Below are 22,475 nucleotides of genomic sequence, written 5' to 3' on the forward strand. Positions count from 1 at the left end.
GAGCTCAGCCGGTTTACGGGTATTGGGGACGGTGTTTCAATCCACGCACCCGCGAAGGTGCGACCGCCGGCGCCGTTCTTGGCCTACGTGAATCCCCTGGTTTCAATCCACGCACCCGCGAAGGTGCGACGAGCTCAGCCGGTTTACGGGTATTGGGGACGGTGTTTCAATCCACGCACCCGCGAAGGTGCGACTTGCGTACCGTATACAAGGAGTGGAGCCATATCGCAGTTTCAATCCACGCACCCGCGAAGGTGCGACGGATATACCGTCATAGGCAGGGGAAGTCTTTCAAGGTTTCAATCCACGCACCCGCGAAGGTGCGACGATTATGAGTGAAGAGCCTTCGAGGCCAAAGTCTCTGTTTCAATCCACGCACCCGCGAAGGTGCGACCGCCCATGAACGTACCGGAAAAGCTTCAGGGGAAGGGTTTCAATCCACGCACCCGCGAAGGTGCGACCTCGTAGGGTATCATCACCCTTGTACGCGCAACGGGGTTTCAATCCACGCACCCGCGAAGGTGCGACCTAGATACTTTTTTAGCGAGTGGAGTTTATAGTCCTGGTTTCAATCCACGCACCCGCGAAGGTGCGACCATTCCTTCCCCTTGATGCATACCCCAGCAAGGCTGTTTCAATCCACGCACCCGCGAAGGTGCGACATGCGTGTGTCACGCATACCTGCATATATCGCCGGGTTTTAATCCACGCACCCGCGAAGGTGCGACGTACCCGCCGTACAGGGCAACCTGGAATGAAAGTTTCAATCCACGCACCCGCGAAGGTGCGACACCTGGATTTCCGGCGGCCGCAAATGGTGGTATGTTTCAATCCACGCACCCGCGAAGGTGCGACCCCCGGTATTGGTTGGTAAATCCGTTTCTTTTTTCGTTTCAATCCACGCACCCGCGAAGGTGCGACTATTCCGTTTACCTCGACCTGTTCATTGCCAGTCCAGTTTCAATCCACGCACCCGCGAAGGTGCGACTGAGATTGCGCCGTATCGTACTTTCATCTGCGCCTGTTTCAATCCACGCACCCGCGAAGGTGCGACGTCAAGAGAAATTTACGCCGTTCGGAGGAAAAATGTTTCAATCCACGCACCCGCGAAGGTGCGACATGGCTCCTCCCAAAAACCTCCGCTTCAAGCTTCCGTTTCAATCCACGCACCCGCGAAGGTGCGACCCATCTGATCCCAGGTTTTATACAGGCCTGCCCGGTTTCAATCCACGCACCCGCGAAGGTGCGACCTAGCAACGGGGACCGCAGATCGGCAGCGCATTGTAGTTTCAATCCACGCACCCGCGAAGGTGCGACTAGCAATGGGGAGGGCTAGCTAGTTTGGGCTAGCTTGTTTCAATCCACGCACCCGCGAAGGTGCGACGCGCCGTGTATCGCTCATAGGGGCGCAACCGCTCCTGGTTTCAATCCACGCACCCGCGAAGGTGCGACAGGCGTAGGTACCGCTGATATAATCGGGTATGCGTGTTTCAATCCACGCACCCGCGAAGGTGCGACGATGATACCGAAAAAAGCTTGATCCAACTGTATGGTTTCAATCCACGCACCCGCGAAGGTGCGACATGGCTGGATCATCAGCCACCAGAGATACAGCAGGTTTCAATCCACGCACCCGCGAAGGTGCGACGTTGGTCATAGTTGAAGTCGGTGTTAAGCGCATAAGTTTCAATCCACGCACCCGCGAAGGTGCGACACCAACTTCCTCGATAATTTCATCGATACCAAATTTCGTTTCAATCCACGCACCCGCGAAGGTGCGACCCAGGACACGGCGGACAAATTGATCGCCCTCTATGGCGTTTCAATCCACGCACCCGCGAAGGTGCGACCTGGACACTACCAGCTAGGGGGGGATAGATATAATGTTTCAATCCACGCACCCGCGAAGGTGCGACGCACCCTTACCTTGGATCGTGACTAGTCCAGTCCTGTTTCAATCCACGCACCCGCGAAGGTGCGACGATCGCAGCGTTTGCCTTTATCTGCCGTTGCTCCCGGTTTCAATCCACGCACCCGCGAAGGTGCGACAAAATCGGGCTGGAAGATGATTCCCTAGAGGAACAGGTTTCAATCCACGCACCCGCGAAGGTGCGACCTCCGCCGGCAGCACCGCCGTAAAAGAGCTCCAGGGTTTCAATCCACGCACCCGCGAAGGTGCGACGAACAGTACGGCGTTAAGGATTGGGAGGAAAAAGTCGTTTCAATCCACGCACCCGCGAAGGTGCGACGCTCCGCATAGAGATTTCCCCCCTCGTCCCGGTAGTTTCAATCCACGCACCCGCGAAGGTGCGACTTATCCCGGGGTGAGCGGTGCTGCGGGCATTTTTCAAGTTTCAATCCACGCACCCGCGAAGGTGCGACCATTTTTTCTATTTCATGCTTCAGCCCTACCGGCAGTTTCAATCCACGCACCCGCGAAGGTGCGACGTGGCGGAGGTGAAGCCTCAGCCCGGCCATGGCCGGTTTCAATCCACGCACCCGCGAAGGTGCGACACTTTTAAATGATTGGAGTTTTTTTGATGTTTGCGTTTCAATCCACGCACCCGCGAAGGTGCGACCTAACTTCCTCGATAATTTCATCGATACCAAATTTCGTTTCAATCCACGCACCCGCGAAGGTGCGACCAGAGCTTCTATCGGGAAATGTCGTCCGCGTAAAGAGTTTCAATCCACGCACCCGCGAAGGTGCGACGTGAAGCTCATCAAGAAAGAGGCCACTGCGTACCGGTTTCAATCCACGCACCCGCGAAGGTGCGACCCACTGAGAGAGCTGGCTCGGGCTGAACCGCAATGTTTCAATCCACGCACCCGCGAAGGTGCGACTTCCTCCGTCAGTTTCTCGGTACCATCGATCCATGTTTCAATCCACGCACCCGCGAAGGTGCGACGAGGGCGCGGCTACCTACGCGCTGTACGGCAATCTGGTTTCAATCCACGCACCCGCGAAGGTGCGACTGCATATGGCGGATACACCCTTCCTCCCCCTAACTGTTTCAATCCACGCACCCGCGAAGGTGCGACGCGCCGTGTATCGCTCATCGGTCCCCGTATATAGTAGTTTCAATCCACGCACCCGCGAAGGTGCGACGTGGGCTTTTATGTCCACTAGCTAGGTATTCCAGAGTTTCAATCCACGCACCCGCGAAGGTGCGACACCATGCTCTTTTCTTACCCTGGCGATCTGGCTGGGTTTCAATCCACGCACCCGCGAAGGTGCGACTTAGATACTAAGTTTTGGGCTCCGCATTCGCTCTTGTTTCAATCCACGCACCCGCGAAGGTGCGACCGGAGTTTCAAGCGATCAATTCAAGCTGGCTTTCCAGTTTCAATCCACGCACCCGCGAAGGTGCGACATCAGTCTGCACCTGGAAATCTGTCAAGCGTTTCCAAGTTTCAATCCACGCACCCGCGAAGGTGCGACTTCACCGCAACGGTAGAAATTATAAAGATAAAAAAAGTTTCAATCCACGCACCCGCGAAGGTGCGACAGTTTCATACACCATACCAACAACACAAACAATGTGTTTCAATCCACGCACCCGCGAAGGTGCGACAATTGTAAAAAACCTCTTGACGTTTAGGGCTTTATGTTTCAATCCACGCACCCGCGAAGGTGCGACCCCCGGGAGGGGGGTTAATTCTTTCGGCAAATATCGGTTTCAATCCACGCACCCGCGAAGGTGCGACTTTGCAAATCTACTTTTTTCGCTCCGTACCGGGTTGTTTCAATCCACGCACCCGCGAAGGTGCGACTCTATGCGTACAATGCCACAATAGCCGTACCTATGGTTTCAATCCACGCACCCGCGAAGGTGCGACTATATTTTTTGCGATGGACCTTGCCCGAAAAGCTAGTTTCAATCCACGCACCCGCGAAGGTGCGACGTGAAAGTACTCGAGGCCCTAGCCACTGGTACCCAGGTTTCAATCCACGCACCCGCGAAGGTGCGACGTAGGGAGTATCGGATGCATGCATCCACTGCCGATAGTTTCAATCCACGCACCCGCGAAGGTGCGACTTCTGTAAGTCCACCACGGCAGCATCGTGAGCTGCGTTTCAATCCACGCACCCGCGAAGGTGCGACTTTTTTTTGCTATGAGCTCCGGTCCAGCTTTTCTGTTTCAATCCACGCACCCGCGAAGGTGCGACAAGTATCTACTATATAACGTCGCCATTTAGCGATTGTTTCAATCCACGCACCCGCGAAGGTGCGACATGATCTGGGGTATACGACCCACGGCAGAGGTCATGTTTCAATCCACGCACCCGCGAAGGTGCGACGGGATCCGTGTGGGCGGTCATAAGGTCAGAGTGCATGTTTCAATCCACGCACCCGCGAAGGTGCGACTACCGACAACCCGATCAACGGCGACCTGCTGCTCAAGTTTCAATCCACGCACCCGCGAAGGTGCGACTTAAAGAGATACTGTCAGCTATCTATGAGCCCTGGTTTCAATCCACGCACCCGCGAAGGTGCGACATTTCATCTTTTATAAAAAGATAAGGGGTATTTTATGTTTCAATCCACGCACCCGCGAAGGTGCGACGTGGTATACAGGGCCTTGTACTGGGGTAGTGCATCGTTTCAATCCACGCACCCGCGAAGGTGCGACGATATGATCTCCCAGGACTATGGAGATAAGGCCAGGTTTCAATCCACGCACCCGCGAAGGTGCGACTACCTGCATACATCGACGGTGCATATGAGCTCACCGTTTCAATCCACGCACCCGCGAAGGTGCGACGCCGTGTACAGGGTCTTGTACTGGGGTAGTGCATCGTTTCAATCCACGCACCCGCGAAGGTGCGACAAGCTGCCGTCAGGGAAAGAATCGAGCAGGACTATGGTTTCAATCCACGCACCCGCGAAGGTGCGACGATACTGCGGTATACGAATTATAAGCAATTGGGCCGTTTCAATCCACGCACCCGCGAAGGTGCGACGCAAATGGCGCCCTTATATAGTAGGTTTTTGATCTGTTTCAATCCACGCACCCGCGAAGGTGCGACGTCTTATAGCGTGCCAAGCCGTCGATGATGGCTTGTTTCAATCCACGCACCCGCGAAGGTGCGACCCCAGCTCTTGATCATACGCATACCGCAGTATCTTGTTTCAATCCACGCACCCGCGAAGGTGCGACAGTCGTATGTGCCGTCTATGTATGCCGGTATCCTAGTTTCAATCCACGCACCCGCGAAGGTGCGACGGGGTGGCTGGGGTGGTTAAGGCGATTGCTATATCGGTTTCAATCCACGCACCCGCGAAGGTGCGACGAGAATCCGTGAAGCAATGGCGACAGGCGAGACTGTTTCAATCCACGCACCCGCGAAGGTGCGACGCAGTAAGGGAGAGAGTGGAACAGGACTATGGGAGAGTTTCAATCCACGCACCCGCGAAGGTGCGACGTATCGCTCTGATGCTGCCACGGTGCATAGATATCCGTTTCAATCCACGCACCCGCGAAGGTGCGACATGATGAGCAACTGGGCGCTCATCTCACTTTTTATGTTTCAATCCACGCACCCGCGAAGGTGCGACTCACACTCTATTATATTCATATATTACAACAAGTTACAGCCCCTTATTCGCGAAACGTCATATAAAAGGTGCATTAATAGTTGGTTTTCCCTTCCCTGTTTTGTCAAATATCTATCCTGTAAGGAATTATAGTCACTGCGAACCTGCCGGACTATTCTGTGTCATGGGGGTTCGCAAAACAAAAGGCTGATCTGTAAGAAACTGCTAAAAAGGGATTTTAAACGACTAAAGGACCGTCTACGTCGTAGGAAGGTTTTGCGCCCACATGTTCTATCCGCCGTTTGTAATTGGCGCCAAGATAATAATACCGCAGACTGTCTATCTTGTCATCTATTATTTTCTCCAAAGTGTTCTTTAGATTGACCCATTGGGCCGGATCAACCACACATTCAAAGACCGAATATTGAACCCGCTGCCCGAAGTTTGTACAGGCTTTCGCCACTTTTCGCAAACGGCCGGGGCCGCCCGGGCTGGTTACCATCACATCATAACTTACCAGTACCATCATTACTGTTACCTCCAGAAAAAGGGAGGGTACCCGTCAATATCCCCGCGAATATGATGGGCCATGAGGTTTGCCTGAATAAAAAAGAGCAGCCCAATAGGAACCGTTTCCTCAATATAAGGATGATACACCGTATCCTGTTTACGGCTTTGATATTCGGTAAGCACCGTTTTCCGGGTAGCGTCATCCATGGTTACCGCTCCATTGGCTGCTTTACTAAATCCTTTTTTGGTAATCTGCCGGCGATTGATAAGAGAAAGTACCAGCCTGTCCGCAATCACCGGGCGAAACTCCTCCATAATGTCCAGCGCCAATCCCGGCCTACCGGGCCTGTCCCGGTGAAGAAAACCAACGGCTGGATCAAGCCCAACTGTTTCCAGGGCAGAGCGGACATCGTGGGCCAGGAGGGTATACATAAACGAAAGCAGTGCGTTTACCTCGTCCAACGGAGGCCGACGGTTCCGCTCGGTAAAAACAAAATCGTTTTTCTGTTCGATAATTAAATGATTAAACACCTTAAAATATTCCGCCGCCGCCTGACCTTCAAAGCCCCGAATCTCATCGGAACTTTCCGCCCGGGGAATCTTATCAATAATGCGATCAATCGCTTCGGAAGCGGCCTTCAATGCCGGAGCATCAACCTTTGCTGCGTGGTCCCGAATCGTCCGGTTCATCACAATACGGCAGTTTGCCAACTTGCCGCTTATTACCTGGGAAGCAATACGCCGGATCGATTCATCATCATCGGCCATCCGGTACTGACGGCGCCGCAAGAGAACATTCCCGCTTACCGGCCCTCGGACCGATGCCAGAAACCGTCCATATTCACTTAAAAAAGAAACCGACACATCCCGTTCGGCACAAAGCCCTAATAAAAAGGGAGAACAGAGTACATTGCCAAAACAAACAATTCCGCCAATGGTATGGATCGGAAGCTGCAAGAGCCGCCGTCTTTCCTTCTCCACCACCACGGTTTCCCCTTCCTTTTGAAGATAGGTTCCCTGGGTACTCACATAAAGGGTATTAAGAAGCTTCCTCATTTTTACCTTCTCCGTTTTTTATTAACCGAAGTTGATTTTGTATAAACCGATCTACCTTTTTAGAAGCTGCTCCGCTATTTTTCGGCATACAAATATCGACCAGAGAGCATTTATCGCATTTTCGTTTCTCATATTCCGCGACAGGAGTCTTTCCCATTTCTCGAATTCTTATGATTCGTTCAATTAGGGCCTGGGTTTTATCCCGAATATCCTTGTCAAGACTTACATCTACTCTGCGGTGCTCTTGTAGATAATAGAGCTGTCCGGACTCAACCGCAATATCAAGCATCTTTTCAAGACATAAGGCTTGAGCGCAGAGCTGTATTCGATCCACATCGCTTTCTTTCTCCCGGCCCCGCTTGAATTCCACCGGCGATACTCGGTTCACTCCGCCACCATCGGTATACCAGAGCTCAACCAGATCACATTTACCGATAAGCCCCTGTTCTAAAGACCTTACCGCCATCCCATATTCCTGCCGAAACAAACGCCGGGATTCGTGATGTTCCACATCCACCCGCTCATGCAACGCCTGCCCTTCGGCGGTAAACTGATTTTCTTCCCACTCATGTTCCAGATGTACCAGGGCATAACGCCGTTCACAATAACAAGCATGGGATAAGGCGGAAATAGGAATTAGATCGTCCTCATTAAACATTGATATCAGCCCCGCTGGTAAATTTTGCTACCGGTAATACACCGGCCATATATCCTATAAAATTATCATAAGTCAGCGGCCATTCATAGATACCCGAAAGAATTTCTTCTGCCTTAGTTTCTTTCAGAATACATTTCCTAATCTGTACGGAATTTTTCTGTATAGTCTGCCAATCTACTTTTTTATGCGCCCTTATTTTTGCAATTAGTTCTTTATCTACCAGGGTTATCCGGGTATCGGTGCTGATAACTTTAAATAATTCTTCGACTTTTTTAAATTCATTATTTCTTTCATATTTAACCAATTCCATAAATTCTGAGGATCTTCCATAGGCGACTATTTCTTCTTCAATGGATTGGGTGCTTAGTTCGGGTGTGATTTTTATATTATCTTCAAAATATTTTTGGAGTATGGCTGCGGAATCCTTAAAAGAAGGATGTTTTCTCAAAAGCCCTCCTTCGGCGATCTTGAATGTCCATATTTCAGAATCATCGTATTCGTCATTGCGGTTTATACGCCCCGATGCCTGCAGCAATGATACCAGGGAGCAGCATTCTCTGAACCCGTTTCTGAATGAAAAATCAAGTCCCGCTTCCACACAGGATGTGGCTATAAAGGTCCAATCGGTGTCAGACTTATCTTCCAGGCGTTTCTTTACCCTATCAATTATGTCTTCTCTATCAACAGATGTTAAAGCCGTGGACAGATGTTCCACATTATCTTCTCCATAGTGTTTTCGGAAATAATCTGCCATGGCAGCAGCGCTTTGAACAGTATTTAATATCAAGAGCCTTGGGCCTTTAAAGCTTGTTACCCATGATGCGATTTCCTCAATGTTTTTAGGTGCAGAATCATATTGATAGCGAATCCGCTTCTTTTCACTTTCTAATAATTCAGAGCGAAGTTTATCATCAAGTAATTCGGGCACATTACAGGTCTCATCATTGTTGATACCCTTGATTTCCCAGAACCGGTTTAGAGAACCTGAAGCCAGAACCCAATAACAATTCCACTGGGCCGCGTATATATTGATCCACCTCCAGGCCAAAGGAAGCAATTTAGCGGGCAAGGCGGCGTGGGATTCGTCAATAAAAACGGCGCTTCCCGGCAGTTCATGGAGACGGCGCAGTGTGGCGGGGGAATCGGATGCCAGGGTTTCAAAAAAAGTGACCGCCGTGGTTACAATAATCGGCGCTTTCCATAGGGCGGTTAAATGCCTGCTCTCCGGATTTTGAAAATCCGCCCGATGATGTAATTCGGCAACGATCTTTTCAGGGTCTTCCCAAGGGAAAACAAGTGTTTTACGGTACCTGTCAACCGATTGTTTTATGATATTGGTAAAGGGCAGAACAACTATAATTCTGCGGAGGCCCCGTTTTTTCGCCTGTCTTAAAAGATGAGCCATTACGGCGGTGGTTTTTCCGGAGCCCACAGGGCTGTCACAGGAATTGACGGTGCTGTTGGTATCGGCGTCCCTGCATGCGTGATACATTTTGTTTCTCAAGGGAGACTTGGGATCGTCTTTATTTTTCATGGAATCAATACAGCTATCTAATAGCTTAAGTCGTTCTGCGGGTTTCAATTCTGCCGCATATTCGGTTTCATCATAATTTTTATAATGAACCGCCGTATCGGTATGATCTGCATCGGCCATGCAGGAGAGCATAAGCCGTAATAGTACAGGCATATCTCCCTTTGCCGGATCATACTTTTGATCGGTATTTTGTATCAGCGAGCCATGAATTTTTACCATATCCGGCAAGGTTTTATTTACATATTCCATAACTGTTATATCATTCTGATCCCCCGCTAATGAATTAAGGTTACGGAATATTGCCTGTTCTTTAATTTTCTCTTCGGAGAGATCATTATAACCACTATGATGAGCCTGAATTATCATGGCGGGAAAAAGAAGTCGATTTGTTCTGTTTAAAAAATAGGCGGCCCCCGCATCAGCATGAGGTATTGGTAGTCCTTGCGCTTTCTTTTCACCTGAAAGTATCTCCTGGTTGGCCTTGTCCAGTTTTCCCAGATCGTGAAATTCCGCCGCCTGTTTAAGCGCCCCAAAAAACAGCTCCCTGTCATTGTGGGCATATTTGCAAAGTCTCTCCGCAGCCTTTTCTGCCCGCTTCATCACCCCACAAATATGCCCTTCATAGGACTGAGCCCCAATGCCTTTCTTTTTATCAGGACTATGGGCGTAATACATCATAGAGTAACCAAATCCACACAGGATTCAATCTTCTCTTTGATAGCCTTAGGCAAATCGTATACATCTTCATAATCCTGCCAGGATGTAGAAAAATCATTGATATTACCTTTCCGTTTTGGAGTTAGGGCTTCAAAAAGTACATAATCGGGGCAGCTTCCCAGACTGTTTTTATGCTCAATGAACCAGGCGTGACGCAGCCGTACATCCGGCCTGATAGCCGATTTGGTCTGATCATAAGCGTAGGGTATAAGGATCTTGAGGAGTTCTACATCCTTTGCAGTGCAACCCGTCTTGTATGCGTAATTTGGGTTGATAAAAAAGGGCATACAATAGACAGCATGTTCAACAATGCGGTACGCTAGGGGTGCCATGCCCTGGGACTTGTCCGATTCCACCCCGGCTTTGTTCGTATTGGTATGCCGGATAATATTAATGGGAGATATTGAAACCCCCACTGCAAACTGGGCAGCGCCGGTTTTTATATACCCCTTATTGGCTTCTTTTTCGAGAAAAGTATTGCCGAAAAGCCGGGCATCCCAATATTTTCTTACAAATTCACTTTCAAGAAATTCCTTCTGATCGAATTTGCTTATATTCTTGGCCATTTCCTTTATTATTGCAGGTCTATCCCTTCCCCGGGATTCTAATATCCGGTAATTTTTGGAATCCAGAGAGTGTTTTTTGCATATTTCCTTGAAAAAAGGACTGTCCGCATCTTCCACTAAATCCCGGAGCTTGCGCTTGAAAGAAACCGGTGAAATTTCCCCCCGCCCATTGGGCCTCTGGCGGGGATCGCTTTCCCGGTCAGGATCGCCGTTCGGATTGGAATTAACCGCCTCAATAATCAATAAACCGGTAACCCTTTTGATTTCGTTAGCCATGCTTTTCTCCTTCAAAAAACAATTGAATTACTGTCAATACTCATGTTGACAGCCCGACCTTAAACTTTTCTACTTAGTTCCAGCAGCCTTCCCGGCGTCTTCCGTTTGTTTATTAGAAAGATCCGCAAGATACCCGATAAAAAGCTGGGATTTTTCAAGATCATCAAATCTATGCGATTCGGTAAAATCCATTTTACTTGCGATTTTCCCATACAACTTGAGATACCAGCCAGCCATCCAGGGCTTTGGTTCATTTTTATTGCCTTCAGCTTTATCCTCACCTTCTTTTTCTTTGTTGTTACTGTATTGCTTCGCCCAGGTAATATAGGGGAGCATCCGTTGGCATAATAGCCTGAGCGCCTGATCCGGGGTATCCATAGCGGCAATCACCAAGCCATTTCCCGCTAATTGGGGGGGGACTTCCCCTTTCCTCACTACCTTGCAGTAGAGTACATGCAGTTCATCAGATATTTTTAATATCTGTCCGAGTAAATAGGGAATAGTTTCCATGTATTCCTCCTTCTTTTTATTGAGTTTAAATAGTAGCAGCCCGAATAGAGGCATTAAGAGCAAATAATAATACGGGGCGATTTTTTCGGAAATTAGTTTGTTCCTGTACAATGTATCACCCAGATGTACAATCAACCCCTGAGAATTAGCGACCAGGGCATGCAATATATAGGATTCCAGCCCGGCAAGATCACTTTCAAAAAGCAATTCGAGTCCCTGATAGTATTTTACCCGGTTCACGGTTCCGGAGCTGCTTCCATCCATCTTCCATACCCGGTTTACTACACCGGCTATTTCCAAAGGTTTGGGGGTTCTCGACTCCGACCACTCGGGATTTTTACTTCCCTTTACCCAATGGTTAAAATGCATGGAGGGAATATTATCGCAGGCTTTTTCCCATTCCCGGGCGGATTTAATGAGCCGCGGTGCGTCATAGTTGCGGTAATACACCACCTTGGAGCGGGCTTTGTCCATTTTTCTGATAGAAAAAATTTGTATATTTACGGGGTTGCCTGTATGGGAAAGTTCATATAGTGCATCAATAACCTTTTTAGAAAGAATTTCAAATCTTTCCGGGGTATCATCATCAACTGTGGCTGCGCCAAACATTGCGGTAAGGTCTATATCCACCTGGGGCAATACCGAAGGGTATACAAAAATCAGTTCCTTTCCATCGGCCTTTCCCCAGGTCTTCATCTTGCGCTCCGGGGCGCTTAGCCATTCCAATGCACCCTTTATCTTGGCCCTGTTTTCCCCGTTTATGGGATAGGAGCCGCTTTCTATCAGTTCGTAGCGAAATTGGCAGGCGTGATCCTTGAACAGGGATCGGAGCTTAACATCCCCAAGCCCTTCAAGTTTAACGCTGGGCATTTTCTCATCAGTATCCTCGTAGGGGCCGCCAAAGGCATCAATAGCATTATTTTTCCCGCCAGCTTTGGCCTGCCCATTAATAAGAACAGCATTGATCCATTCCATGGTTTTTGTATCCGCAATGGGTCTTCTCGTCCCCTGCCGCTCCAGGTCAAGTACCACCGAAAGGGCGCCCCGATCTTTTTTTGGATCCTTTGAAGGATCCCCGGCATAAAACAGTATCCGCAGCAGGGTATGCTGGTCCTCCTTTTTTATTCTCTGAAAAATATATTTTTCCAACTCTTCCCTAAAATCTTTCCTGTCCCTCTTGTGTGATTTTTCTGACACATCAAAATTACTTAACAATCCTATCAACTCCACAACCGAATCTCCGCCCCTTGTCTTTTTTTCAATGATTTTTTCATGCAGTCTTGACGGAATTTCGTGAAGGCATTTTTCAAGTTTATTGCTAGTGTTTTCGTCCCAATTATCTGCATCCGGGACACACCAGGATTTTATTTCCTTAAAATCAAAGGGCGTTTTGCCTTTCAACATACCATCCAGCTTCTTGATTTTTTCCTGTTTGTCTATGCGGTACAAGGGCGGGATATTAAGAGCCGGAAAAGACGAGCCGTTATTCGGTTCCCATTTTCTCAGGATGACCGCAAGTTCCGCAGAGATAGTGTCTACCTCACAGATAGACAGATCCGGCGAAATCCGTATCCTGAAGCAGGGTGCCTTCGCGGTTGCCTTTGGCAAAGGCTTGAATTCCCTATGCCATTCCTTGGGGCTGATTTCTGCCTTGTCCATGGCCTCGGAGAGGGCGTATAGTTCATTTACCATAATCAGACTCCTTTACCGGAAATTCCAAAATCCCATTGACAATTTTCACATCCTGATCAAAAACAACCGAGACTTCGGAATTGTACCCCTGTGAAAAAACCTGCCGTAACATGGAAGGGATAGTGGTGTTGATATCCGCCTGCACCTTAGTTGCCTCCCGGAAAGGGCCGAAATAGGATGGGGCAAATTCTTTCCAGCCCAAAAAGGGGATAGCATAACACTGTCCTCTTTTCAGGCGCCGGTTGAAAATTTCCTGGTATGCGTGGCCTGGGGAAGTGGTTCGCTTGTCCCATTGCTGAGTTTTGTCCGATAAACCGGTTTTGACCTGGACTGGGACAATGTCGGCATAGATCCGGTATCGAACATCTACCAACACCGTAGCCAGAAGCTGGAAGCTGTTTCCTTCCTTGACCGCACTGGCCTGCCGCAGCGGTCCACCATAGTTAGTGTAGTAAGGATGATATTGAAGCGGAGCACATATAGCCGCCATTCTGGGGACCACCATCGAGTCCATCCCCAACAAAACTGACTCAAATATTGCCTTAACACTCGCGAATGTTAGACATGGATAACTTACTGGGGTATCCCCCGAATCGGGTCTGGTCCACATCGCTGTCTGTCCTTCAATCTCCATTTGTATCGAATAATTATGCATATTAATACCTCTAAATAATAAAATACTATTTTCCTAATACTAACAAAAATATTATATACTCTCTTACTTGTATTTGTCAAGAAAAAAATATAAGCTAACTAAGAAATTTGCGTTCTTAATTAGTGCATGATTTGAAATTGGGGCAGCCAAGGATAGTATTCCCATAACAAGTCGTACCTTCACGGGTACGTGGATTGAAACAGTATAAGGAGTATAGTTTTTTGGCATCAGGGTATCTGGATTTACCGGATACCCATCCCTCACCAAGGAGGCCCGCCCCTGAACATCTATATCCGCGTTAAAGCCGCCGGAAAGCGGCGGGACATGCTGGAAAAGCGGAGCTTGCCCATTCTCGACGATCTCGACACCGCGGAGAAGCTCATTGCCCATCTGGTGCGGGAGAATGTGCGCGCCTACAATGCGCGGGCCGTGGATGGGGCGTTCTTTCGCTGTCTTTCCCAGCGGGAGCTGGAGGATGGGGTGTACACCGGGAAAGTGGGGTTCGGCGGCCGCATGAACGAAGGGCAGGCTGACGAAGAAGAGGCGGTGCGGAACGCTCTCCAGTGTTTCGAGGACGGTATTTTCCGCATTGTGCTGAACGATACGGAGCTTGAGGGGAAAACCGTCTGTGTCCTCCGCGAGGGTGAGTCAAGCATTGCTGATATTTATCAGAGACTCTTTCGATCCGCTTTTGCGGCGGTACACGGCGAGGCGGTTGCGGAGACCGCGGGCAAAGCGGCAGGACGGCTCAACCTGTATGTGTATTCCTCCTCAATGTACCGACGGTCTTTCCACACGAAGGATCCCTATCCCTACTTTGAACGGTTTGCAGAAATTTTAAAGACCCTCTTTTTTTCCTGGGGAAAATTCGATTTTCTAACGGATCTGGGCGCGTGCCGGAATGATAACCGTGCTATTCAATGCGATAACAGCAGCAGTGGTGATGACAACGAGGATGGCAAGCTCTCCATCCTGGTGTACGGCGATTTTCTTGCCCTTCGTATTGATGAGGGGGATGCGGCCCGGGAGCTGCAGAAGGCCCTGTCCCTCGTTATTACCTGTGTTATGGGCGAGAAGCATCAAAAATTGGCGGGCCTTTCCTTTTTGTGCAGCACGGAAAATCCGTGGTTTCAGTATAGAATTGCATCAACTCTCCTGAACGAAACCGGCCTGGATGTGCTCGCCCTGGTTCTGGTAAATTATCCCCTCAAGTTCGGCTGGAGCTGGCCCAGGTCCAGAAAAGATATTTTCCAAAACTGTACGCAGAATTACTTTCTTGCAGACAAGAAAGACCGGGACAGTCAGTTTGAAAAGATCCTCGTTGCCGCAGGCTACGACTGCGATTCTGAAAAGACAAGCCGCCTTATGGACTGCATCGCTTCCACGGATTCAAACAACCGCGCCATTTTTGTCCGCTGCTTCCTCGAAAAACCCGAAACGAGGCGGGAGCGTGATTTTCTCTTTGCCGCCCTCAACGACAAGAGCATGAGCGTCCGTACCCAGGCGCTGGAAACTATTCTTACCATCAAGCCGCCGCCGGACGAAGCTGTAGAACTGCTCTCACTGATGCCTGCAACAACAGATACGGAAGCGGTGCTGGTCAAGGCCCTACGTACCGAAGAGGCAAAATACTCTGCGGCCAACGGTTTCGGCCTCTATGATCCGGACTATGCTCCCCAATTTCCGCCTTTGCAGAGTGACGGTGTCCACACCCTCAAGAGCATCTTTGATTTTTCCGCCGAAATGATGGAGACCCTCATCGGTTCACTCTGCCAAACGATCCGGGAACACCAGGACTATACCTACCGTGTCCATTCCTGGGATGACAGCGTTACCATGGCGATGTTGGGAACCCTTGAATGGCCCCAGCCCCGGCAGGAAGTGTATAATGACGATACGCTTTCGCATTTTGAACAGTTCGTGCTTCACGATGTCTGGCAGGAATGGCTTAAAAAGAATGCTCTAAGCTATAACGAAGTGTTTCTTTTCAGCTTTCTCCTTAAAGTGGAAGGCTATCATAAAAAATACGAACCGGATTATCTACCCTGGGCGCGCACGCTGACAGAAATACTGTTTAATTCTGCGGGGATCAACCGCCTTATTAAATATTACCAGCAACAGGAATACGGAAAATTAGCCATACATATAATTGATATGCTTAAAACCGAGTATCCTGAAGAAGAACGTTTTGCTGTACCCCGGGGTATCCTGCTCGATCTCTTTACCATGGTTGGGGAAGATGACTGGAAAAACCCTGTCCCGCCGTTATGCGGGTCATCAGGTACAGCCGTCGAAAACGGTCGCCCTCCTTAAAAGCCGCCTCTGGACCGTGGACTACGAAGAGGGGCTCCAGCGGGTTTACTATAGGGAAGTCTGGGGGAATATACGGTTCACCTGGGAAGCGCCCAGGTACACAAGATGGGCCGCGGGGCAGTAAACATACTTGCCGTCCCCAGCCAGCACCGGGGCCGTATCTTCCTCCCCTTTGCCGACGAGGACCCCCGGACCGCAGAAGTTATGAGTAAGATCATCCTCCTGGCGGAGGACAAAACCATCAAGGACCCGGCGATTCTTTCGCAGATTGGGTATGAGGATTATACGTTACTGGAGTAAACAATGAACGTAATGCCAAAATTATACTATCAGGGACACGGCAGCTTTCGTATAAGCGCCAATGATGGACGAGTGATATATGTTGACCCCTATGCGGGTGACGGATATACTTTGCCCGCCGATATTGTACTTATCACTCACCAACATAGCGACCATAACAAGATAGAACTGGTCACACAAAAAGACAGCTGCCGCGTTATTACGAATGTCGAGGCGTTGGCCGGTGGTAAACATAACAGTTTTGATATAAATGGAATTTATATTGAAGCCGTTGAAGCAAAAAATCTTATGCATAACCCAAGCAAGTGTGTCGGATATATCATCTCACTTGATGGTATATCTTTGTACGCTTCCGGTGATACATCAATGACAAAACAAATGGAAAGTTTTGCGGAACGTAAACTTGATTACGCATTATTTCCCTGCGATGGCGTTTTCAATATGAGCCTCAAAATGGGGACGAAATGCGCCGAGATGGTCGGGGCAAAACACAACATACCCATTCATCTGAAACCTCTAGCACTGTTCAATAGGAAACGCGCAGATAAATGGGATGCTCCAAATAAGCTCATTATCGAACCAGGACAAGAAATAATCTTGAGTTCAGAGCATGGGTAAAGAGATTTTATGCCATGCCTTTTGCCGATGGCCTGTCCGCAATGGTTTGCTTTGCGTTTATACTATATGAATTAAAACATCTTGGGAAATTACTAAAACAGAAAAAGTATTAAAGCGGGCGTACTGTGCATCAGTTCTTTAATATTAACAAACAGGCGGCAGGGACTTTGCTGTGCAATAGACCTTGCCGCTGAAAATATTCATTTCCGTTTTTTTTCACACTCCGCCAAAATGTCCAGATAAGGTTTAAAGAATTCTTCCAACCTGAATTTTTCTGTTTTGGGACGGCAGCCCATATACAGCGCCTCCCGGTCGTTAATTTCGATCATCACGTATTTTTCGATTTCATCTTTCCGGTTCCACCGGGCCGCAGAATAGGCAAGCCCTATGGCAAGCTGGCTGTTTGTTGTTTCCGCGGGAACATGGCTGCGGATAAAACTGTCCAGCTTTTCATCGTTCTGAATAGCCGCAACCCGAAGGCCGTATCCGTAGAGGCTTACAAGATCATTCGCCGTTTTTTCATCCGCGCCCTCCAGTTTGGGAAGGCGATAGGTAAAATCGGTAATGGCGTCAAATTTGACTTCTCCGTGACATTCAACCCTAAAATAAAAAGCCGAAAATAAACTCCACACCAAGTCTGCAATCCCGTAGTTCACCCGCAGCGGTTTATCCCGTTTGTCCATCTCCGCCAGTACCGCGGGCAGTATCGAATCTTCTTTGTGATGGTGGAGGTATTTGATTTCATTATACAGATTGATAAACACTTCTTCCTGTTCCGAATACCCGTCTTTGATTTTTTTGGCAATAGCTTTTTCCGCCTCTTTTGCACATTCGGCCTCGGTATCAAACATCTTTTCTGTCTTTGTGCCAACCGAACAGAGTTCGGGGTTCCTTTTCATGCCGCTTGCACGGTCATAGCTTTTGCCGTAAAAAGTAACCATCTCGTCTTCGTTAGTCTCAATCACCCAAAACTTGTCGGATTTTTCATCCCGGTAGGTAAAATAGCGTTTCATAATGGCCCCCTGTTTGGGATAGTGTACCGCTTTATATTTTATTGTTTCAATACTCCGGCTATTTCGTTGACCGGGGAAAGGGATGGATGTATAATGACGCTTGGCATCATAAAAGGAGTTTGCCATGACCAAAAAAGAATTTGAAGAAGAATTGCTGGACAAGCTGACCCTAAGCTTTCGCCGTAAGCTGCCCTCGGGCGGAAAAATCGAATTTTACGCCAACCCAAAAAAATACCATGAAGAAATTACCGAAGAAAAAAAGGCCTTTTGGAACGAGACCCGCGCCTGGGTTAGCGGGAACGGACAAGCTCCCGAAAATACGGTTATAGATTACCCCGACAGTATACAGGCGGCAATCAGAGACGGACTGCGGGAGCCGGAAGTACGGGAACTTGCCTTAACGCTCCTTAAGAGTCTGTCCAACATGGAATTCTTCAAGGCAGATCGTATAGGCGCCAAAGATCTTAAGGATATGGGCTGGGATTTTCAACGCTACCTTGCGGGGAACATCAAGCAGGATACCCCCGATCACCGTACTACCGTTCCCGAATCTTTTGCCAGAGGCGCCGTCAAGGTTTTCCCCGAAGAGGCGGAGGTTTGGACAAAGGAGACCCTTAAAGGAGAGCCTGTCGATACCGACAGCCCGTATTTGCGCTCCATTTATTGCGCTATCAATTTTTTGCTTTTGGACAGCAAAAAATATGCTTGTTTTCAGGAAACTATAAACCGTCATGTGCAGGATTCCTATGCAGGCTACCTGAAAGATCCCGCTTACAAGCCCAAATACTACGCCCTTCGTGATCTTATCAATGACTACCGCCCGGCAAGCGCGGAGATACTCAAGGTGTTCAAGCAGCTTTCCGAAGAGCAAAAAGCCGACATGGTTTCAAAAAATTCCTGGGGCGCTCTCTGCGATGAACTGGAACTGCCCGATTTTACCTATCCGCTTATGATTATCCGGGAACAGGCCTTTACCCCGATAATAGACGACGAGCGTATTCCTGTAGCAGCTTTTTTTACCGATATGCTTAAAACAAATCCGGACCGCTTTATTCATACCTACGAAAAATTACTGGAAGAAAAGGACCCCTGGCTTTTGCGACTGATTAAAATAGTACACGTTACAGGTGCGGGCAAGGAGCTCAAGCCGCGCTGCGATGCCCTGATCAAGGCCGAAGGCGCAGCAGAGGCGGCGTTCTGGACGCAAATAGAAAAGAGTTCCGCTTCCGATTGGGAGAGTCCCTTCCTTGAGTCTTTAGCTGCGGCCTCTCGCCTACGTGCCTGTACTGGGCAATACATCGAAGAAGGTAGTGGATATCGCGGAAAAGTTTATCTGCGCCGCTGCTCCCGCAGACCGGCCTGCGCTCATTGAAGCCGTCAGCACAGCGCTCCCCAAGCTAAAGAAAAACGGCGCCGTTGCGGCGGAACGGATATTGATTAAGCTAAAGGCCGCAAAATAGGAAGAATAATGAACCACGAAGGAGGAAATAGAATAATGATAATTTTGAATTCCTTTGTGTACTTCGTGTCCTTTGTGGTGAAATTCTTCTTACCTGTTAAGGCAATGGTACCGCCATAAAGGAGTTTTCCATGACAAAGAAAGGACTGACAGACGCTTTAATCGATCACTTGGACGCAGCCTTTAGCCGGGATACCCCGCAGGGCAATATTGAATTTTACGCAAAACGGGCAAAGACTCAGGCGGAAAAGGATTTTAACACCGAAGTGCGCACCTGGATAGGCGGCGGCAAATTTCCCAAGGGCGGGAAATTTTTGGGATTCCTGACCTTTCAGCATCTGCTCTGTGATGCACTTGAGGAGACGGGGGATGTGCGTGATCTTGCCTTAAAGCTTTTTGATGATATTTCCCACCTGAAAAAGTTTAGTTCCACCCGGCTGGATGCCGCGGACCTTAAAGACATGGGCTGGGATTTTAAAAAGTACCTTGCGGCGAGCCTCAAGGACAAGCGCAGCAAACTCCCTTTTGCCGAAGGCGCCGTCAAAGCATACCCAAAAGAAGCGGAAGAGTGGGCGGGGGAAATTCTAAAAAACCCACAGGACGAACTATATCTCTGGGCGATTTATTGCGCTCTGGAATTTTTAAGTTTAGACACGAAAAAATATACCGCTTTTCAGGATACCGTTGACGCCTATGTCCGGGTAAGTTTTGCGGAATTTCTTAAAGACCCCAAGAAAGATTTTTCTGCAGGGCAGCTTATCAATTCCTACCGTACGGCAAGCAGCGAAATACCACGGCTGTTTTTGGAACTTTCCGAAGCCCAGCAGATCGCCCTTGTTTCAGAGTATGCCTGGGGCGGCATTTGTGCCGATCTTAAACTGCCCGGCTCTACCTATCCGCTTATGGTCATTCGAGGTTTTGCCTGGACCCCGGAAATAGACGCGCGCCGTAACGTTACCCTCTGGGATTTTTTTCATGGGCTGCTCAAAAATGATAGAGAGAGTTTTATCCAATGCTGCGAAAAATTATTGGAAGAAAAAAACCCTCAGGTCTTGCGGCTGATTAAAATGCTCTCCGTTGATGCCAAATCAGGCCCCGGCAAAGCAGAGGCGGCGCAGGGGGTATCGGCGGCGAAGTATGTGGATGCCCTGAATACCCCCGGCCCTGAGGCAGAGGCTTTCTGGAGCCATCTGGAAAAAGACTTTGCCAAAGACCGGGATGAGGACAAACTTGAATCCCTCGCCGCCGCCTCTGACATAATCCCCCGTGCGCGGGGCATCTATACTTCGATCCTTGATGCGGAACGGCAGCTAAAAATAAAAAAGCAGAGTAATAAATTCAACGCCCTGGTAAGCAGTTATTTTAAGGGACGGGAAAAATGCTGGTACGATGAAAAGCCCGGCGCTATTCTGGACGAGCTTGTTTCCAATAAACTCATCAGCACAGAAGAATTTTTTACCGTGTATGCCGAATTAAGGGACCGCAATAAAGCTCTGCCCGACGATGCAGCGAACCATGCCCTAACCCGCTATGCAGACAAAGCGGAAGCCTACACCCTTGCTGCGGCCAAGCTTCTTGATAAGGACGCTTACCTGGAATGGCTTACGTTTACCGAAAATAAACTGCGGCCCCTGGCCTATGTGCCCATACTGGGCAATGCCTCAAAGAAGGTAGTAGACCTGGCGGAAAAGTTTATTTGTACCGCCGCCCCCGCAGACCGGACCGCCCTTATCGAAGCCGTCAGCGAAGCGCTCCCCAAGTTAAAGAAGAACGGCGCTTCCGCGGCGGCGCGGATTTTGGCGACATTTAAGGCCCGCTAAAAGGATGCTCATGAACTATAAAAAAGAACTGCCGCTCAAAACAAAAAAAATCATCCTCTCCATCCATGACTGGAAAGTGGAGGGAAATATGATTATGGGCGTCTGCAATGAGCGTACCATAGAAATTACCGAAAGCTCGGAAATCAACAAGATAGCCGGTTTTATCAGCACTTTTAATGTACCTATTATTAAAGGGCTTGGCATTCAGGGTGAAATTCTCTGGTACGATGCGGATAACCGGCTTCTTGTTTCCATGTCCTTTGATGTGGTTTGCGATACATTTCAGTTTGAGTACAAAGGCCGGCTGTACCGAAAACGGATTGCCGGGGCGGGAAAACAGTATTTTGAAGGACTTGTACGTTCATACCCGTCAGCCTGAACGGTAACCTTCAATATAAATTGTACTTCTACCGGCCCTTGTCCCTGCTGTATGCCAATCCACCGTCTTGCATAAATTTTCATCTTTATGTATAATTATACACGATTGGAGCTTATGGAGGGTTTTGATGATCGAACTAAAGGGGGTTTGCAAATCTTTCGGCCATTTGAAGGTCCTGAAGGATATCTATCTCCATGTCCGGGCAGGTGAAAAGCTGGTAATCATCGGCCCCTCGGGGTCCGGCAAGAGCACCCTTATCCGCTGTATCAACGCCCTGGAAGATCCTGACGATGGGGAGGTTTTTCTCAATGGGGAACCCCTTTTGAGGACCACCCGTACCCATCTGGTGCGATCCTACTGCGCCATGGTGTTCCAGCAGTTCAACCTCTACCCCCACATGACTGCCCTGGAGAACATCACCCTGGCGCCCATCAAGCTGCAAAAGAAGAGCAAGGCTGAGGCGGAGGAAATCGCCTACCACTACCTGGATGTGGTGGGGCTCCGGGATAAGGCTGCGGCCTATCCTGCAACCCTGTCCGGGGGGCAGCAGCAGCGTATCGCCATTGCCCGGGCCCTGGCGACCAAGCAGAAGATACTGCTCTTTGACGAGCCTACCTCGGCCCTGGACCCGGAGATGGTTCAGGAGGTGCTGGACGTGATCGTCCGGCTTTCCCGGGAGTCCATCACCATGGTGGTGGTGACCCACGAGATGGGCTTTGCCCGGCAGGTGGCGGATCGGATTATCTTTATGGACAACGGGGTCCTGGTTGAGGAAGGGAAACCGGCGGATTTTTTTGAACATCCAAAAAACGAACGCACCAGTGCGTTCTTAAGTAAAATTTTGCGTTAAAAGGAGAGG

At 49.2% G+C, this 22,475-nt stretch carries 15 protein-coding genes and 1 CRISPR repeat array; of the genes, 7 read left to right on the forward strand and 8 right to left on the reverse strand.

What is annotated here, in order from left to right:
• Nucleotides 1-33: 33 nt before the first annotated feature.
• Nucleotides 34-5,561: direct repeats of the CRISPR family, unit length 31 nt; unit sequence GTTTCAATCCACGCACCCGCGAAGGTGCGAC.
• Between the two features lie 217 nt (nucleotides 5,562-5,778).
• The 7 genes from cas2 to LQZ19_RS04975 all read right to left on the reverse strand — a co-directional run bounded on the left by cas2 (nucleotide 5,779) and on the right by LQZ19_RS04975 (nucleotide 13,549).
• The gene (gene cas2, locus LQZ19_RS04945) at nucleotides 5,779-6,069 is read right to left on the reverse strand and encodes a CRISPR-associated endonuclease Cas2 (RefSeq protein ID WP_010259982.1); all 291 of its coding nucleotides are present in this window, start codon (nucleotides 6,067-6,069) and stop codon (nucleotides 5,779-5,781) included.
• Between the two features lie 5 nt (nucleotides 6,070-6,074).
• Entirely contained in the window at nucleotides 6,075-7,106 is a 1,032-nt protein-coding gene (gene cas1c / locus LQZ19_RS04950) for a type I-C CRISPR-associated endonuclease Cas1c (protein WP_411046549.1), read from the reverse strand.
• The gene (gene cas4, locus LQZ19_RS04955) at nucleotides 7,090-7,764 is read right to left on the reverse strand and encodes a CRISPR-associated protein Cas4 (protein ID WP_411046550.1); all 675 of its coding nucleotides are present in this window, start codon (nucleotides 7,762-7,764) and stop codon (nucleotides 7,090-7,092) included. The genes cas1c and cas4 overlap by 17 nt, the downstream gene beginning before the upstream one ends.
• Nucleotides 7,757-9,976 carry a CRISPR-associated endonuclease Cas3'' gene (locus LQZ19_RS04960; protein WP_411046551.1) on the reverse strand — a complete coding sequence of 740 codons (2,220 nt, stop codon included), beginning with the start codon at nucleotides 9,974-9,976 and terminating at the stop codon, nucleotides 7,757-7,759. The genes cas4 and LQZ19_RS04960 overlap by 8 nt, the downstream gene beginning before the upstream one ends.
• On the reverse strand, nucleotides 9,973-10,857 hold the full coding sequence (locus tag LQZ19_RS04965; RefSeq protein ID WP_411046552.1) for a type I CRISPR-associated protein Cas7: 885 nt from the start codon (nucleotides 10,855-10,857) through the stop codon (nucleotides 9,973-9,975). The genes LQZ19_RS04960 and LQZ19_RS04965 overlap by 4 nt, the downstream gene beginning before the upstream one ends.
• 69 nt (nucleotides 10,858-10,926) lie before the next feature.
• Nucleotides 10,927-13,059, reverse strand: a complete 2,133-nt coding sequence (locus tag LQZ19_RS04970) for a hypothetical protein (RefSeq protein ID WP_411046553.1) — start codon at nucleotides 13,057-13,059, stop codon at nucleotides 10,927-10,929.
• Entirely contained in the window at nucleotides 13,049-13,549 is a 501-nt protein-coding gene (locus tag LQZ19_RS04975; protein ID WP_411046554.1) for a Cas5 family CRISPR-associated protein, read from the reverse strand. The genes LQZ19_RS04970 and LQZ19_RS04975 overlap by 11 nt, the downstream gene beginning before the upstream one ends.
• A 489-nt stretch (nucleotides 13,550-14,038) precedes the next feature.
• Here LQZ19_RS04975 and LQZ19_RS04980 point away from each other — a divergent pair, with 489 nt between their 5' ends.
• Genes LQZ19_RS04980 through LQZ19_RS04990 form a run of 3 tightly spaced genes read left to right on the forward strand, consistent with a single transcriptional unit; the run spans nucleotide 14,039 to nucleotide 16,945 of the window.
• Nucleotides 14,039-16,027: a DUF5724 domain-containing protein gene (locus LQZ19_RS04980; RefSeq protein WP_411046555.1), complete on the forward strand. Its 1,989-nt coding sequence runs from the start codon at nucleotides 14,039-14,041 to the stop codon at nucleotides 16,025-16,027.
• Nucleotides 16,028-16,087: 60 nt separating this feature from the next.
• Complete coding sequence (locus LQZ19_RS04985; RefSeq protein WP_486401702.1) at nucleotides 16,088-16,327, forward strand: DUF7737 domain-containing protein; 240 nt, start codon at nucleotides 16,088-16,090, stop codon at nucleotides 16,325-16,327.
• Nucleotides 16,328-16,330: 3 nt separating this feature from the next.
• A complete protein-coding gene (locus tag LQZ19_RS04990; protein WP_411046557.1) occupies nucleotides 16,331-16,945 on the forward strand; it encodes an MBL fold metallo-hydrolase in 615 nt (204 codons plus the stop codon).
• 200 nt (nucleotides 16,946-17,145) lie between these two features.
• Here LQZ19_RS04990 and LQZ19_RS04995 read toward each other — a convergent pair whose 3' ends face one another.
• Nucleotides 17,146-17,958 carry a WGR domain-containing protein gene (locus LQZ19_RS04995; RefSeq protein WP_411046558.1) on the reverse strand — a complete coding sequence of 271 codons (813 nt, stop codon included), beginning with the start codon at nucleotides 17,956-17,958 and terminating at the stop codon, nucleotides 17,146-17,148.
• Between the two features lie 124 nt (nucleotides 17,959-18,082).
• On the opposite strand from LQZ19_RS04995, the gene LQZ19_RS05000 reads away from it, so the two are divergent.
• The 4 genes from LQZ19_RS05000 (at nucleotide 18,083) to LQZ19_RS05015 (ending at nucleotide 22,466) form a co-directional block, all read left to right on the forward strand.
• Entirely contained in the window at nucleotides 18,083-19,330 is a 1,248-nt protein-coding gene (locus tag LQZ19_RS05000) for a hypothetical protein (RefSeq protein ID WP_411046559.1), read from the forward strand.
• Between the two features lie 218 nt (nucleotides 19,331-19,548).
• Entirely contained in the window at nucleotides 19,549-21,237 is a 1,689-nt protein-coding gene (locus tag LQZ19_RS05005) for a hypothetical protein (RefSeq protein WP_411046560.1), read from the forward strand.
• A 10-nt stretch (nucleotides 21,238-21,247) separates the two neighbouring features.
• Nucleotides 21,248-21,616: a hypothetical protein gene (locus tag LQZ19_RS05010; RefSeq protein WP_411046561.1), complete on the forward strand. Its 369-nt coding sequence runs from the start codon at nucleotides 21,248-21,250 to the stop codon at nucleotides 21,614-21,616.
• A 127-nt stretch (nucleotides 21,617-21,743) separates the two neighbouring features.
• Complete coding sequence (locus LQZ19_RS05015; RefSeq protein WP_411046562.1) at nucleotides 21,744-22,466, forward strand: amino acid ABC transporter ATP-binding protein; 723 nt, start codon at nucleotides 21,744-21,746, stop codon at nucleotides 22,464-22,466.
• The last annotated feature ends 9 nt before the right edge of the window (nucleotides 22,467-22,475 follow it).

Origin of the sequence: Treponema primitia, assembly GCF_046533075.1 — a bacterium.
Classification (GTDB): domain Bacteria; phylum Spirochaetota; class Spirochaetia; order Treponematales; family Breznakiellaceae; genus Termitinema; species Termitinema primitia_B.